This window comes from Chryseobacterium sp. GW823-FHT05E08 (assembly GCF_058795655.1).
In genome coordinates, this window is the sequence record NZ_JBXAHY010000003.1 from 300,420 (window position 1) to 316,672 (window position 16,253).

Genomic DNA, 16,253 nt, shown 5'->3' on the forward strand with positions numbered 1-16,253 from the left:
ACAGTTATGGACACGCAAATACTAGATTTTTGGATAGGAAATTTCAGCAGTGAAGAAGATTTTGAAGACTTCGTGAATGAAGATGAAGAATTTTATGTGGAAGAAGAATCTGATGAAACCCATAATTCAAAATTTGCAGAATCTCAGGATACGATTTGGCTGGATTATGATTTTGTAGAATATGGTTTTGATGACACCAACAATAACATCTATGATAAATTTTCAGAATATTCTTTTGCAGATCAATGGCTTCCAACTTTAGTGAGCAGGATCAATGAGCTTCAGATTAAAGCTGATATCAATTCTTTGATTTTCCTAAACAGCGGACAAATTGCAAAACCTACCTCTGTGGAAGACGAAATGTTTAGCTTGGTTTATCTTGGGAAGATTGAGTTTAGTGTTTAGAAAATTATAAAATGTTTAGTTTAAAATCAGTACTAAATTTTTTAATCAAATATTCAACTTTGATTATTCTTTTCATTGTATTAATCCACAACACAAAAATTTATACTGATTTTAATGCTTCAAAAAGTAATATTATAATATTACCCTTAACCCTCTTAGTTATTGCAATTACTATTGTTATTCTTTATGTGTATGATTCTAAAAAAAGCAAAAGTTTTACAACAACAAATATTACATTATTATCATTAATCACTTTATTATCTATCAATTTTTATTTCAATTATTTACATTCAAATAAAGAAATTAAATACAAATTACATGCTTCACCAAACTTACAATTAAAGTCTGGTGGATATAATGTTAAACTTTATAGAGATAATACTTTTGAAATAAATGAATATTGGCATGGCGAAAGCATGCATTATTTTGGTGAATACGATTTGAAAAATGGTGTTTTAGTTTTTATAGATCTGGATATTGAAGATAAAACTAATACTCAAATTACAAAAAAATATAAATTCAATTCTAGAAGGATGGAATTTGAGCCTTATCAAAAGGGATTTTCTAAGTTAAAAAAAGAGTAAAATCTCATCGATATGAAAAAAAACAATCAATACAATTTTTGGATTTTTAATACACATTTTCAAACTGGCATTAATCTATTATGCAAAAAACTAGATTTTTTTCACCATCTTGATTATGAACAATTAAAATATGAACTTCACCAAACCGATACTGAAAAAAATATTTATTTTAACTTTATGATAAATGAAAACATCAGTATAAAGGCTGCAAAAGATTCAGATGACAGAAATATTATATTTTTTTCTATTGAATATTCGGACAATTTAAAACCGAAAATTTTAGAATTAACAAAACTTTTATCTCAGCTCTCTGAATAGATTATATATTTATAAATGATCATTAATTTTTCAAAAAATATAATATGGCAATTTCAAAAAAAGGTCTTAGAAAAATAAATGTAAACGGAGAGATTTTTAATTGGAAAATAAGAAGGAAAATCTCACATAATGAAGCACATAATGATGAATATTCAATACCCGTTCAGTATGAAAATGAAGGACAATTACTGTTTGTAAATGTTAATTTCGGTAGGTCTTATGGTTACGGTGATGACTTTATTAAAAGCGTAACTCCGGTTATGATTAAAGAAAAAATAATAGAAGCTATAAACCTTGGTTGGAAATATAATGAGAAAGGAAATCCCATTTGTTTATCCCAAGGAAAATTAGTTACAGACACGAAATATCAAATTTCAGATTGAAATTAATAAAAACACAACATTTGAAAAGAAAGATTTCCTTCATAAAATCTAAGATCATCTCATTTTTAAAGAAGAATGGAATCGCATTTTTCATACTATTTATTGCAACATTTTTTCATACGTACTGGTCAATGGGGAAACTTTCAGATAACACTTCTAGTAGCTGTTTAGACTGTAGTTTTTTTGAAGATGCATTTTTTATTTCGTTGCTGACAGCGTTCTTCCTCTCTATCTTTTTTTCAATATTATCGTTACTCAAAAATTTATACCTGAAAATGGCAATAGAATTCATTCTTCTTGTTACTTTATGGCTATTCTGGAACTATAGCATTTTTGTAGAAAGAGAATCTTCTTGGAGTACTTATTTGTTCAAGGAAGAAATATATATCACTATTTTACAGTCGATTTTGCCGGTTATTGTTTTGGGCTGCGTTTCTATTATCTTATTACATTTTAAAGAAATAAAAACTAAATTTGTGCAAACCACAAAATAATATCCTTGAAAAAACTTATTCCCATTTTTATTTCTCTCCTGTTTATAGTTTATTCTTGTCATAAAAAAGAAAAGACGACCACACAACCGAAAACCGACACGCTTACTAAGAAAAACCTCTCTGAAACTGTTGTAAAAGATCAGGAAGTAGAATCGTTATCAGGATTTCCGAAAACAGGAAAAAAAGTATCCGATTTTGTTTCAAGTACTTACGAAATACAATATGAAGCAGAGGGTGATCTGAATAATGACGGACTTTCAGATATGGCTTTGGTATTAAGAGAAAAATCGGATACTTTAGCAGGAAGAACTGTCTTAATTATTTTACAAAATTCTAATAAAACCTTTCATTTAGATACTACCTCTGAAACTGTTTTCCCCGCAGAATATACAGAAAGCCAATACAAGATTTATGACACTGAGGACATCAGCATTGAAAAAGGTCAATTAAGCATCAATTTATACGCAACAGGTCCGAATGGAAATCTTTTCAGTAAATTTAAATATATAAACAGTGACCTGATTCTTACCTATATTGAAACTTACAATATGGGCGCAGGCAGTCATCAGGCTCTTAATTATGAAGTATTGAAAGGAAAGGAAAGGAAAGGAAAGGAAAGCTAAGTCAAGAAGTGATCAATACCATGGATGAAGAAATGCCTTCAAAATCAAAAACATTTAACCTTAAAAAACAGAGATTTTTATTTAAAGATGTCGATCCTGAAGCTGTGATTAGAAATGCTTATAATAAGATTGATTCTAAAGATTGGTAGTTTCTTGTTTTTCGTTAAAATATTTAATGATAAAATGCTTCGACTTCGCTCAGCATGACAACTCTAATACCAACTGCATTATTATAACAGTAATTTTTTAGCGATGTCATGCTGAGCGAAGTCGAAGCATTTATAGAAAAGAGGATATTCCTAATGCGCTTCCAGCCAATTATTCCCTACTCCAATCTCCACCAACAACGGAACTTGCGTTTCAATGGCATTTTCCATTTCAATTTTAATGATATTTGTAGCGACTTCAACCTCATCAATTGGAGCTTCAAATACCAATTCGTCATGAACCTGAAGCAACATTTTTGTCTGAAGTTTTTCTTTTTCCAGTTCTTTTTGGATTTTAATCATCGCCATTTTCACAACATCAGCCGCGCTTCCCTGAACAGGAGCATTCACGGCATTTCTTTCGGCATGGCCTCTCACCACAAAGTTTCCTGAATTAATATCTTTTAAATGACGTTTTCTGCCTAAAATAGTTTCAACATAACCAATCTCACGGGCTTTATTGACTTGTTCAGCCATGTATTGCTTCAACTTTGGATAGGTTTCAAAATAAGCTTCGATCATTTGCTTAGCTTCCGTTCTAGACAAACCTGTTTGTTCTGCCAATGCAAATGCACCCTGACCATAAATGATTCCAAAGTTTACTGTTTTGGCCTGACTTCTCTGGGTTTTGGAAACTTCTTCCAATGGAATGTTAAACAGTTTCGCAGCGGTAGAAGCGTGAATATCTTCACCATCCTGAAAGGCTTTTATCATATTATCTTCACCAGAAATCTCGGCAATCAAACGAAGTTCAATTTGTGAATAATCGGCAGAAATAATCTTTTTCCCTTCTGCTGAAACAAACGCTCCACGAATTTGCTGACCTCTTAATGTTCGGATCGGAATATTCTGTAAATTGGGATTTACACTCGCCAAACGACCTGTTGCAGCCGTAGTTTGTGAGAAATTGGTATGAACACGTTCATCTTTGTCGATCTGTGATGGCAACGCATCGACATACGTTGATTTTAATTTCTGATACGTTCTGTATTCAAGAATATGCTGAATAATTTCGTGCTTTGAAGCCAATTTCTGCAATACATCTTCTGAAGTCGCGTATTGACCTGTTTTGGTCTTCTTGGCTTTCGGGTCAAGCTGCATTTTTTCAAATAAAACTTCACCCAATTGTTTTGGCGAATTCATATTGAACTCTTCACCCGAAATTTCAAATATTTTAGCTTCTAATTGTCTTAAATCATTTTCAAGGTCGATGCTTTCCTGAGCCAGCCATTTTTCGTCCAGAGAAATTCCGGATAATTCCATTTTAGCTAAAACTTCCATCAACGGCATTTCGATATTGAAGAAAAGATCCTCTAAGTTTTCTTTCTTTAATTGAGGGGCAAACAATTCATACAACTGGAAAGTTACGTCTGCATCTTCTGCCGCATAATCGGTTTGTGTTCTCAGATCTGCATCTCTGAAAGTTCCCTGATTTTTCCCTTTTTTACCGATAATGGTTTCAATGGAAACAGGTTTATAATTTAAATAAACTTCTGAAAGATAGTCCATTCCGTGTCTTCCGTCAGGATTGAGAAGATAATGGGCGATCATCGTGTCGAACATTGCTCCTTGAACAGTAATATCGTATTGCTTTAGAATTTTATAATCGAATTTCAGATTGTGGGCGATCTTAAGCAAGTCTTCTTTTTCAAAAAACGGTCTGAAAATTTCCAGTGTCTGCAATACTTCGCCTTTATCCTCAGACAAAGGAACATAGTAAGCCAATCCTTTTTTATAGGAGAAACTCATTCCGACCAATTCGGCTTCTAATTCATTAAGAGAAGTCGTTTCTGTATCAAAGCAAACCGCTTTTTGCTGCAATAAATTTTTAACTAAAATTTTCTGAGCCTTATAGTTATCAACAAATTGATATAAATGTTCGTTCTGCTCAATGCTGGATTTTGTAGAAGTAGCCTGATCCAGTTCTTCAAAATTGGCAAAAAGATCTAACTGACCGATTTGTTTCGCTACTTTTTGTTGAGGCGTTTCTGTGGGCTGAGAAATTTCTTCACCGTTTGCTGTAGAATCTTTAGCCACAACTTCTGTTTGAGAATGGGCAAAAGCACGGTAAAGGTTTTCATACAGTCTTGTGAATTCTATTTCGTCAAAAACTTTTTTTGCTTTTTCAAAATCCGGAGTTTCAAGATCATACTGTTCCTGATGGAATTCTACAGGCACATCACAGATAATGGTTGCTAGTTTTTTAGATAAAATTCCGCGCTCGGCAGAAGCTTCTACCTTTTCTTTAAGCTTACCTTTTAATTTATCCGTATTGGCTAAAAGATTTTCTATGCTTCCGAATTCTTTTAGGAATTTCATGGCAGTTTTCTCTCCAACACCTTCCAATCCGGGAATGTTATCTACCGCATCACCCATCATTGCTAAGAAATCGATCACCTGCTTTGGATCTTCAATTTCATATTTAGCTTTGACTTCTTCAACACCTAAAATTTCAATTTCACTTCCTTTTAAACTTGGTTTGTATATTTTAACTTTATCGGTAACTAATTGGGCAAAATCTTTATCCGGAGTTACCATAAAAGTGGTATACCCTTCTTTTTCTGCTTTGCATGAAATGGTTCCTATCACATCATCCGCTTCATAACCTTCAACCCCTAAATAAGGGATGTGCATCGCCTCCAAAATTCTGTGGATGTATGGAATAGCAATCTTAATGGCTTCCGGAGTTTCGCTTCTGTTAGCTTTGTATTCTGCAAAATCATCTGTTCTTACACTTGCCTGTCCGACATCAAAAACCACGGCCAAATGAGAAGGTCTTTCTCTTCTGATCAATTCGATCAATGAATTGGTAAATCCAAAAATTGCAGAGGTATCTATCCCTGTGCTCGTTATTCTCGGACTTCTAATCAATGCGTAATATCCTCTAAAAATCATCGCATAAGCATCGATGAGAAATAACCTTTTATCTTGTGTTGCCTCCATATTTTCTATAATGAACAAATATAAGAAAAAGTGTTTTCTTTTAATTTAAAACAAAGAGATATGTTATTTGTAATTCTTAATTATATTAGAATCTAATGTAAAATAAAAGAGAACCATTATATGATTCTCTTTTATATATGTATATTGAAATAAAACTTATTATGGTGCCATACCTATTGAATCTTTAGGCTCGAAGCTTTCTTTTTTTGCATCCCAAACAAAAGATAAATAGACGGGCTTATTTTTCTTCTTACCCGTAAATATAATATCTTTCTGTTTGTCGTTATTAATGTCTTTGAGTGTATATGACAAAGTGGTAGGACGATATCCTCCATAAATAGTCTGAATACCCTGAAATCCATGAGTATTTAAATATTCTTTAATAGTATCGTTCTTTATACCCATAAAATGATGATCTCCATTTCCTTTTGAAGTTTCGTCAGTGACCATTAATAGAGGTGACTGATTTTCAAAAACAACAACAGGTTCATACTTTTCTGTCTCATACTGAGTTAGTATTTTGCCTTTATCATTGAGAACGAAAAGATTTTTCCATGGCCAGCCAGCCATTGCTCCATCAATTTCGTCTACATAAGCCAGAGTGTACGGTTTGTCTGATCCGTAAAGTTTTATTTCTTCTGTTTTAATCAAACGATAAGGTGTTCCTTTATCATCTTTCGGTTCCTGTCCAAGTTTTTTGTATAAACTTGTTAAGAAAGCCTTTTCGTTTTTATTTTGTTTAAAACTATCAATTAAAGTTTGGGCTGTTTGTGCTGTAGAATCTTTAGTGGAATCTTTAACTGATTCCTGTTTAGTTTCATTTTTTTTGCAACTTACCATAGCTAGAGTTACTGCTATTGTTGCTGTGATCAATTTTAATTTCATTGTGTATGTTTTTACTGATAACGTGATACACTAAAATTATACCAATATCCACACTTCACAATCAACAAAATGAATAGTAAAGCTTATTCTTTTATTGGAGTCAACTCAAGACGGTCTTTATCTATTTTAAAATTATATGTTCCGTTCAATGTTTTTGGCTCCTTGCAATCACCGGCCATATCTGCCATGCCTTCGCTTATTTCGACCTGATTATCTTCATAAACATTATAAGTTCCCATCATGTGAAAACATGAAGTTCCGGTATGGAATTTCTTATCTGCTTCAAACTGGAGAAAATTAAATTTAGGCTGTTCTGCCGGAAATTTGATTGATTTTGCTTTTTTAAAAGTAGCGCTTCCGTCGGCGTTCATTTTTTCAACTTCCCAAGTTGTTTTGGCAAGTGGATTTGTTTGAGCGTTTACGGTTGAAAATAATGAGAAACTTGCTATGATAAAAGTTAAGAGTAGTTTTTTCATGTTTAAATATTTGAGGTTGGTTTGGTTTTAAATTAATCTTTATAATTTAAATATGGATTATTGATTTTAAATTCATATTTAAAAACTTCTTCATTGGATAATTTCAATAGTTTCTGAATATATTCCGGTAAAGACTCTCCGAATTTATCATCATAAGCTTTTGTTTCCTGAATCTCGTTATCAACAGATTCTACAGATCTAAGGTAGTCATTATTATAGACGATACTGGCAATTACCACATTTCCATCTTCATCATATTCTTTTGAAATTCCGAAAATTACATTTCCTCTATTTTCATTGGTCTGTTCTAAATTTCCTTCTGAATTATAGATGTATTCAATTCCGTTTTTATAGCCGTTTTTATATTCAGCTTCGGATTCTATGGTATCATTAAATTTCACATAAATCTCTCCTGTAAACGGCTGGGTTAAATTTTGATCTAAAAAATATACGGCGTAACCGTTTCTATCATTTTTTGTAAATAAACGATCGTCAATATCTTCAAGTCTTAATTCTATATTTTTATTAATCATAATTTATTAATTATGTCCGTGTGTATTAATTCCATCAGTTAAGAAACCACAGTGTGGACATCTTACTTTAGGTGGAGGAGTTCCTCCATTATTTTTAATTGCATTATTTTGAAGATCCCTATTATGAAGATCCATTTCTCTGATTGAATTTTCATCCACAGGCAAACCGGCTTCCCTTCTTGCTTTCAAAGCCTGATCATAAGCTCTTATTTCTGAATGTGCCGCCAATCTGTTATCAGCCGTTTCAGGAGGTTTGATTTCACCACTTTTAATTTTCGCCTCATAGTCGGCAACTTTTTGTTTGATGATAGGATCTGCTCCGCCTAACTCAGGAGGATCTGTTAACCATTTTTCATAAGCAGCTCTACCTGTAGCATTAGTTTTAAAGTTTTGACCATAAAAAGTTTTTCCAGTAACCGGATCATATACTCCGGACAGACAAGGACCTCTTTCTGAAGCACTTTGACTTCCTACAATTTCTTTTGCTTTTGCCTCTGTAGCTTCTACTAATTTTTCTGCAGGTGTTTTAGGAGGACTTTCATAAGTATTTCTTTCATCTCCATCCTTAGGCTTTGTCTTATTCTCTCCTTGCCCTTTACTTCCATTTGCTCCTTCATCTTCAGGTGTTTGATTGCCATCCTTATCTTTAGGGTTATTATTCCCATCTTTATCAGAAGGTGTGCTTCTATCTTTATCACCACCGGCATTTGGTTCTTCTACAGGAGGTTTAGGCCCTTTTGCTCTTATGTTTAACAAATATAAGAAAAGAAGGTAATCGGAAGGTTGTGCCTGCCCTGAAAATATGCGTTGTCCCATTCCAATTTCGGGAATACCGCCATTAACTAAAGCCGATCCGGCATCTCCGGCATCCTGAACATTTCCATACGCATGTTCGTTGGCCAGAGAATTTAATCCGAAAAGAGCCCGGCTTCCGCCCCAAATTCCGGTAAAGCTTCCTGCAACATTCGATAATACACTAGAAAAAGTGGGTGCGGCGAGCGCAAGCGAGCCGCCCGCAAGACCGGCAACAAGAAAACCTCCGGCTCCAACTCCGGCTCCGCCTAAAGCACATCCAGCCAATTGAGTGACATAATTAAATCCACCCAAAGCCAAAGCATGTGTCCAACTTTTGATTTCGGGGGCAAATTTTACGACTCCTCCAATAGAGCAAGCCATTGTTCGATCACCTGTTATGGCGGGAGTTCCGGTAAGAAGCATATTATTTTTGCTTCCGTCCCAGGTTCTTGCGGTTGCATTTTTTTGTCCGCATTTTAAGGCTCCGTCAACGGCTGCGATGACACCTCCTGCAAATCCTGCTGCGGCACCAATCGCCATCATTCCCATTAAACCAATGGCGGCAATACCTCCTGTTCCAATAATTAATGCGACCACAACTATGACTGCAACTGCTGTTAAAATCGCAGCCAACAACATATTTTTAGTACATCCGAAATCTATCCAACTGCTTGTTGCGGTATCTGCAACGGTAATATACACGTCTCCCGAACTTTTTTTATTACTTTTTCTGGTTCCCTGTAACTGGGCGGGCATTGCTCCGCTGGAACACATCCAGAAATCTTTTTCTGTTATAATTTTATTCCCCATATCATGCTTTTTTTAAGATTTGTTTTCTTGTATGGGCTGTTATTTTGTTTCTATTATTAATGGTTTGATGCTCGAGACCATAACCAATTTTTGATATAAATTCCTGTTGTTCTTTCTGATATCCTTTTTCAATGAAAACAAAAAAGGTTTTGACATCATTTTTTTTATCACGTCTGAATCTAAATTCAAAATGATAATTTTTTATAGAAAACCCTCTGCTAAAAGTTTTTATATCAAGACTGTTCTTTTGTAAGGTATTCATTGGACATTTTATATTTAAAAATTTCGTCACTATAAAATGTGTATTTCAATTTTGTGTAAAGGTTTTCAGGATCGGCGATCTCTTCTCTGGTTAAAGAAGCTTCGATCATTCTTCCTGTAATTTCATCAAATCTGTAAATTCCTTTTTCGTTTAATGAAGTTTGGAGCTTACTTGTATCAATCTGATTAGAGAACTGAACATATGCTCTGTTGTAAAATCCAATATTTAATAAAATGGAAGGTTCACCGGAAAGTTCTACGATCATTTCGTCTGAAGAAAGCAGTGGATTGGAACTATTTTTCAGATTAAAACTCCAATGTACGTTGGCAGAATTGAAGAAATTCAAGGCATTATCTTTAAAACTTGACGGAACTTTTTTCCCATAAATTTTATTGAAATACATTAGAAAAAATTCGTTATTCTGGATTCCTTCGATCAATTTCTCCTGATTCTGAAAAATATTATCATTTAAAACAATGGCGTTTTTGATGTCTGGATTATTTTCGGCAATTTTTTCCATTTCAGCCTTTGTCTGGCTCCATTTTGAACGGATAATATCCATGTTTAAAACCTGAATGGCTTTTCCATCATTATTTATTCTCAAATGTAATTCGTTGTACAACCTTGAAAAAGCACTGGTTAACGCTGCAATTTCTTTAATCAACGGATTATTGGCTTCGAGTAAAATATGATCCAGCATGATGATTTTAACCTCAACAAAATCTTCTTCCACTTTTAAAACACTAAAATCCCATCTCAACTGAGACCGGGAAGTCATGTGAACATTCACCGCCTTGATATCCGAATCGATGATCAGCGTATATTGTTCAGAGAATTTTTCTTTTATTTTAAATGAATTACTCATATCAGATTTTAATTAATAAAAGCATCACCGCCGTCAATTTTCGTTTGTCCGCCACCGATATGGTTGGCAGGAGAAGAAACATCAACACCTTTAGAAGCTGCAATTCCGATTCCTTCAGCGCCGATTCCAATTATTTTTCCGCTGAGAATAATGGTTCCGTCAGTGTTTAATGTGATTGAACTTGAACCTGTTTTAATGGTGATATTCGTATCGCATTCCAACGAAATATTTCCGGCATTATCCATAGAAAACATAGAATTTGCACCGCCACCATCTTTACTTCCTACATTGATCATGTTCTTGCTTCCCGTATTCACGGTGTTATTATTTCCTACCGAAACTGTTTTATCGTTGTTGGCGTTGGTTGTGGCATTTCCGGCACCGTCAAATTTCATGTTCGCACCACCTTGATCTGTAAGGAAAACCGAGCCTGCGCCGTCATCTAGTTCTAATTTATTTCCGCTTCGGCTGCTTAGACTTTTAATATTATTATTTTGTCCGCCACCACCGCCAACTCCTCCGTGGAACATTCCGCCCATTACGAAAGGCCTGTCGGGATGTTGATGAACAAAATTCACAATTACCTGATCTCCAACTTCAGGAATTGCCATAAAACCTCGATTTTTATTCACTTTATCGCTACTTCCTGCATCTGGAGTCATTACTCGGATAAATTCTGTGGTCGTTGAGCCATTTTGCCAATCAAACTGAACCTGCACACGTCCCTGACTCATCGGATCTGTATTGGAAATCACTTTTGCAAACTGAGGTTCGGCTTTTGGCAGCTGAAATTCTGGTCGCGGAATAAATCCGGTATCTGAAGCTATCGCATCAAAAGTTCCTGTGTAATAACCTCTTGCATCTACTTCATGATTCACTTCTACGATCATTAATTTGGTGAAATAAGAAGTCTGATTGGTATCTGTTTTACGCATTTCAATGTCTGCAATGCATCCCGGATACAAAAACGGAACTGTAGTTGTTCCCGAGGTTACAAATACATTAGAAGCTTTACTTCCTGCCGTTCCTTTTTGGGAAGCATCAATATCCATAAAAGAAGATGCTTTGATTGGAGCAACCCTTAACGAGGGCGTTTGAAATGTTTTTTCTGAAATCTCGTAAGCTCTTTTTGCAATATCAGAAGTATGATTTATTTTTGAATTCCCTGTCGTTAATTTCTCGTTTTTACTGCTGTTGTAACCGTAAAAAGTGGGATTTACATGCTGGGCTTTCATTTTTATTTTAACATCATTTACACTGCTTCCATAAGTGAGTTTTACGGGTTGTTCCTGTGGCGGAAGTTTCCCGAAATGAAGAACTTCACCATCATAATAGAACTGTTCGCCATACGCTTCAGCAATTCTTGCGAGATAATTGTAATGAGTTTCCTCGTATTGAGAACTGTAAGAAACATTTCCGTGTTGGGAATCTACTCTGAAATCGAATTTATTTTGTCCCAACCCTTCTTTAATGACTTGATCAGCAATACTGTTCAGGCTTATTTCCTGACCTCCTCCAAAACTTTGAATGTGTGGAGCTGCATCCAACAAAATCGTCGGACTGAAACCTGTAAGAACAATATTTCCCAGACTTCCTTTTTCCTGACTGAAACCGACTTCTGTAATAACGCCGACGAAACTTCTTTCGGGACCGTCTTCAACATCTTTATATTTAAAAATAACGGTAATTCGTTTTCCTAAAAAGTTTTGGGCTTCTTCTAAATTATGGTTTTCTGCATTTCCCAGCGAATCATGAGCAAGCATCAGATCAAATTCGTGATGTTTGACTGCGTTTTGCTTTAATTTAAAATGTTTGAAATGTTTAATGACCTTACCTTCAATAATAATGTCAAGTTTTACCACGCGATTGATCCCTAAAAACTGACTTTCAGGGATTGCGTCGGCGTTGTGTATTTTGGAAGTAGGCTGTTTAGACCAGACTTTATCTTCAACTAAAGTCGGAATATTTGCCTGTTTTACCTGATTCATAAACATTCCGGAAGCATTTTGGGCAATTCCTGTGTACGCCTGAGCCGTTGCAAGAGTTTCTGTTGCTTTCTGAACTTTTCCGTTTGTTTTTTCCTGAATTTTCTGGCTCGCTTTATTTACAGCTTGTGTTTTTGCCGTTTCACCCATTTGTTTGGTTACAGATGGTTTTCCGGTTTTGGAAGCCGGAGTTTTTGGCGTGTTATCATCCTGAAACATAACCTTTTGATTTTGGTTAATTGGTGTGTATGTGTTTTAAATGCTAAAATTTATTCGATAAAAAATCAAATAAATTTTTAATTAATCAATGTTTTAAAACTTTAAAATAACTGAATTACAATATTTTAAATCTTAAAAACCTGAAATAATTTATTTTTCAAAAAAAAAACAGAATAGCTCACTCTGTAAGGAGCGCACTATTCTGTACCAATTTTATTTTTACTAAGATGATTGTAACTGTTAGTTAGTGCCTCCTGGCCAGATACCTTCGTAAGCAGAATTACCATAATTGATTTTTTCTGCGCTTACGATGAAACTGATCAACATACTGTTTTCGTCTACCGCGTCGAAGTCTACTTCATGCTGAATTACGTATCCGTTTTCCCAGTTCAAAGTAATTAATGTACCTTCTTCGTGAGACTTGTTGAAAGTAATTTCTCCGCTTGTTGGCTTGTACTTCCCGTTTAGTAAGCTTTCCAGAATGTCTGATTTTTCTGTTGCTTCAATTGTAAGTTTGATGATTGCATTTGAAGGATCTGATGCTACACGTCCTGAAACGTCTGTAGATCTTGATACGCTATAATTTAGCTTTAATAATTTTTGACCTTCGCTACCGTTGAATTTTAAGATTCCTCTTGAATTTGCTGCCATGTTTTGTAAATTTTAATCGTTAATATTTTGTGATTTGGTGATTGATTTCTATAGCAAAGATATACTCCTTATTCCTACCCTGAAAGTTTTTAAACCTTAATCTGAATTTTTGTAGTATTTCTACGATTTAATGTAGTAATTCTACGACTTTTGATTTAAAATTATTGAAAATCTCCTTTATTAAAAGGATTTCATAGTAATTTATCAATATTGAATTAATGCAAATTTTCACACTAAATCGGGAAATATTAAGATTTATTTAAGATTAAATTAACGATTTTTGGCAATATTTTTTAATCAGGATTTAAAAATTAATTAAAATTTAAAAAGCTAAAAAAATGCCCAATTCAGAATTGAGCAATATTATATAGTAAAATAGCGGAAAGATTATTTTAAAACCCTCTCTTTATATTTAGATAAAATCCATTCATAATTATTGGTAAAGAGTAGAAAATGAATGTTTTTATCAGAATACAAAAAGTAGGTACCATTAGTCCCTTTTAAAGTTCCCAGATAATTAAATTTATCTTCTTCCTTTACATTATTTACGAGAACTTTCCTGAGAACTTTCTTTATCTCTTCTTTATCATTTTTTAGGTTTTTATCATAAAAAATATCGTGATCTTCCTTTGATAAAACGGTATCTGTTTCAGAAAACTCCAGTTCTTTTACGGTAAAATGATTTTTCTCTAATTCAAAAAACTTAATCACTTGTCTTCCAACTCTTGAGTGCGTTACAGAAAAATACGTATCATTATCATCCTCACATTTTTCTATAAAAAATTTGGCGTCTCCAAAATTGTCAACAGATCCGGGAATCATATCCATTATTTTAACTCTGGAAATGTTTCCTCCACCCAAACCTGAATGATATACCCAGAGTGCCCTTTCTATGAAAACAAAAAAGTAGATATTATCTTTGTAGGAAAACCCGTCAATTAACTTAGGAACATCCAGAAAATAATCTTTTGACGCTTTAATAAACTGATTTCCTGCCGGAATTTGATTCTTTTTGTTGATCAAAGTCTTTTCATTATTATTGGCATTTAAAATCAAACTCCAGTCAATACTATTATTGTCGGATTTCTTTTGGGAGTATAATTTTATATTATCTGTAAGTGATATCGTGTCCATATTTTTGTCTTTTATTTGTGAAAATAAAAAATGAGTATTAATAATAAAAAATGAAAATAAAAAAATTAACCTTTTCATAATGTATATGTTATTTTATCATCAGTTACATACGGGGCTCCGCCAAGTCCTTTAAAAAGACTAATGACCAAATGTTGTTCCATATTAGTTGTAATGGTTTTATATTCTGCTTTTCCCGGAGTTTTTTCTCTCAAATACAAAACCCCCGTTAAAGCCGATGTAGAATATTCTGCCAATAATTTCTTACTTGTTTTCTGCCCTGTTTTGAATCTTAGACCGTAAGATGCATCGTAGTATTTTTTCACCCCATTTCTTTCAAACAAAGTAAAAACATGATCCGAAAAATAATGAAGCGGATTGGCATTTCCCTGCGCGCGATACTTTGTGGAAACCGGCAAATCTGGAGCTTGAGGATCCTTGATATTCCATCCTTTAACCAAAAATATTAAATTAATAAAATGAGTGGCTTTCTTCAACATAATGCTGTTATCATGACCATTTCCTGAAAAAATTGCAAATTGATCTAAAACAATACCCTGTGTAAGCCCAATGTAGAGCAAAAATGCCGTCCATTCTCCACATCTGAATTCCCCATATTTTAAAATAACCCTGCTGGTTCTTTCAATATAAGCGCCTGTAGATGCATCATAGAACATGTAAGCTCTTGGATCTGCAGGATCTGTCAGCGTGTTTGCTGTTTCAGAGCTAATTCCTCTCCAGTAGCCTAGTCCCTGTGTACTCCAGTCTTTTGAAAAATAGGGTGTTTTATCTGGTCTGGTCTGTCCCTCTCTTCGTCTCAGGATTTTTAAACCCTCAAATTGTTTAAAAACAGAATCTAAAACCGCTTCTTCGTTTTCCTCTTTTACTTTGGAAGAATTTCCTTTTCCTGTTCCGCCTTTGCAGCCCAGCCACAGTAAAGTTTCAAATATATTTTTTTGATTTTTATTGGCCTGGCATTTCATCTGCATCGTATCATTTCCTGTAGAACGGCTTTCAAAATTATTATATAAAGGTTCTTTCCAGGTAAGATAAAGACAAAATTTAACGCTTTTCATCGGGATCCAATTGGTTCCGTCTTCAGAATATTCAAAATTAAGGGTGAAGTTTTCTAAAAACTGTATGGTATCTTTATAGGGTTTAGTATCGCAGGTAAATATTAATTCATGTTCTTCATCCTTGTTTTTTTTCGGATGTTGCTGTTCTTTAAAAATATATTTATTATTTCCATCCTTTACCCTGATTTTACAGGCCATAGAACCCTTGGTTTTAAAGGTAGCTGTGAACACAAAATTATCTGTGCTGGCAAGCGTTATCGGTAAAGGATCAGGTTTATTTTTGTCTAAGGTATTGGTTCTAAGAATCAGCCAATGGTAATATTTCCCTTTATCCTCCAATATCCAGAAGTTTTTAAAATCGCTGAAATCCGTGACCTCATCATGACAGATATCAAAAGTTGTATTGATCTTAATCTTAATCAGATCTAAACTTCCCAGTGACGGAGGTGCCGAACTCACGTTGTAGCTCACCCCCTTTTCTTTGCCTTTTTGGGCAAATTTGTCTGCAGAAGAGTTTACAATACTTTTTCCGGCAAAAACTTTGGCATCACCTCCGGTTGTCTCTATATAATCACCACCTATGTAAGATTCCTTGCCCATTTTACAAAA

The 16,253-nt window shown here is 34.2% G+C and carries 18 protein-coding genes; 7 read left to right on the forward strand and 11 right to left on the reverse strand.

All coding sequences use genetic code 11. From position 1 onward, the window contains the following. Positions 1–6: 6 nt before the first annotated feature. From AC1Q7L_RS11795 to AC1Q7L_RS11825, 7 genes are all read left to right on the forward strand, one after another. Positions 7–405, forward strand: coding sequence for an immunity 22 family protein (locus AC1Q7L_RS11795; protein WP_492306120.1), 399 nt, complete (start codon positions 7–9; stop codon positions 403–405). A gap of 11 nt (positions 406–416) precedes the next feature. Then, positions 417–989, forward strand: coding sequence for a hypothetical protein (locus AC1Q7L_RS11800; RefSeq protein WP_492306121.1), 573 nt, complete (start codon positions 417–419; stop codon positions 987–989). A 12-nt stretch (positions 990–1,001) separates the two neighbouring features. After that, the gene (locus tag AC1Q7L_RS11805; protein ID WP_492306122.1) at positions 1,002–1,307 is read left to right on the forward strand and encodes a hypothetical protein; all 306 of its coding nucleotides are present in this window, start codon (positions 1,002–1,004) and stop codon (positions 1,305–1,307) included. A 44-nt stretch (positions 1,308–1,351) separates the two neighbouring features. Continuing rightward, a complete protein-coding gene (locus AC1Q7L_RS11810) occupies positions 1,352–1,690 on the forward strand; it encodes a hypothetical protein (protein WP_492306123.1) in 339 nt (112 codons plus the stop codon). A gap of 275 nt (positions 1,691–1,965) precedes the next feature. Continuing rightward, entirely contained in the window at positions 1,966–2,184 is a 219-nt protein-coding gene (locus AC1Q7L_RS11815; protein ID WP_492306124.1) for a hypothetical protein, read from the forward strand. 5 nt (positions 2,185–2,189) lie between these two features. Next, positions 2,190–2,807 carry a hypothetical protein gene (locus tag AC1Q7L_RS11820; RefSeq protein WP_492306125.1) on the forward strand — a complete coding sequence of 206 codons (618 nt, stop codon included), beginning with the start codon at positions 2,190–2,192 and terminating at the stop codon, positions 2,805–2,807. A gap of 20 nt (positions 2,808–2,827) precedes the next feature. Next, complete coding sequence (locus AC1Q7L_RS11825) at positions 2,828–2,956, forward strand: hypothetical protein (protein ID WP_492306126.1); 129 nt, start codon at positions 2,828–2,830, stop codon at positions 2,954–2,956. Between the two features lie 150 nt (positions 2,957–3,106). Here AC1Q7L_RS11825 and polA read toward each other — a convergent pair whose 3' ends face one another. The 11 genes from polA to AC1Q7L_RS11880 all read right to left on the reverse strand — a co-directional run bounded on the left by polA (position 3,107) and on the right by AC1Q7L_RS11880 (position 16,244). Then, positions 3,107–5,956: a DNA polymerase I gene (gene polA / locus AC1Q7L_RS11830; protein ID WP_492306127.1), complete on the reverse strand. Its 2,850-nt coding sequence runs from the start codon at positions 5,954–5,956 to the stop codon at positions 3,107–3,109. Between the two features lie 159 nt (positions 5,957–6,115). Beyond that, complete coding sequence (locus AC1Q7L_RS11835; protein WP_492306128.1) at positions 6,116–6,841, reverse strand: hypothetical protein; 726 nt, start codon at positions 6,839–6,841, stop codon at positions 6,116–6,118. A gap of 83 nt (positions 6,842–6,924) precedes the next feature. After that, positions 6,925–7,317, reverse strand: a complete 393-nt coding sequence (locus AC1Q7L_RS11840; RefSeq protein ID WP_492306129.1) for an META domain-containing protein — start codon at positions 7,315–7,317, stop codon at positions 6,925–6,927. A 32-nt stretch (positions 7,318–7,349) separates the two neighbouring features. Continuing rightward, positions 7,350–7,850 (reverse strand): hypothetical protein, encoded by a 501-nt coding sequence (locus tag AC1Q7L_RS11845; protein ID WP_492306130.1) that lies wholly within the window; start codon positions 7,848–7,850, stop codon positions 7,350–7,352. A gap of 6 nt (positions 7,851–7,856) precedes the next feature. Continuing rightward, the gene (locus AC1Q7L_RS11850) at positions 7,857–9,455 is read right to left on the reverse strand and encodes a hypothetical protein (RefSeq protein WP_492306131.1); all 1,599 of its coding nucleotides are present in this window, start codon (positions 9,453–9,455) and stop codon (positions 7,857–7,859) included. Position 9,456: 1 nt separating this feature from the next. Continuing rightward, positions 9,457–9,717 (reverse strand): hypothetical protein, encoded by a 261-nt coding sequence (locus AC1Q7L_RS11855; RefSeq protein WP_492306132.1) that lies wholly within the window; start codon positions 9,715–9,717, stop codon positions 9,457–9,459. Then, positions 9,689–10,582 (reverse strand): hypothetical protein, encoded by an 894-nt coding sequence (locus AC1Q7L_RS11860; protein WP_492306133.1) that lies wholly within the window; start codon positions 10,580–10,582, stop codon positions 9,689–9,691. The genes AC1Q7L_RS11855 and AC1Q7L_RS11860 overlap by 29 nt, the downstream gene beginning before the upstream one ends. Before the next feature lie 8 nt (positions 10,583–10,590). Then, entirely contained in the window at positions 10,591–12,786 is a 2,196-nt protein-coding gene (locus AC1Q7L_RS11865) for a type VI secretion system Vgr family protein (RefSeq protein WP_492306134.1), read from the reverse strand. Between the two features lie 240 nt (positions 12,787–13,026). After that, positions 13,027–13,437 carry a type VI secretion system tube protein TssD gene (gene tssD, locus AC1Q7L_RS11870; RefSeq protein ID WP_072409683.1) on the reverse strand — a complete coding sequence of 137 codons (411 nt, stop codon included), beginning with the start codon at positions 13,435–13,437 and terminating at the stop codon, positions 13,027–13,029. A 387-nt stretch (positions 13,438–13,824) separates the two neighbouring features. Further along, positions 13,825–14,571, reverse strand: coding sequence for a hypothetical protein (locus AC1Q7L_RS11875; RefSeq protein ID WP_492306135.1), 747 nt, complete (start codon positions 14,569–14,571; stop codon positions 13,825–13,827). 74 nt (positions 14,572–14,645) lie between these two features. After that, entirely contained in the window at positions 14,646–16,244 is a 1,599-nt protein-coding gene (locus AC1Q7L_RS11880) for a hypothetical protein (RefSeq protein ID WP_410693304.1), read from the reverse strand. Positions 16,245–16,253: the final 9 nt, after the last annotated feature.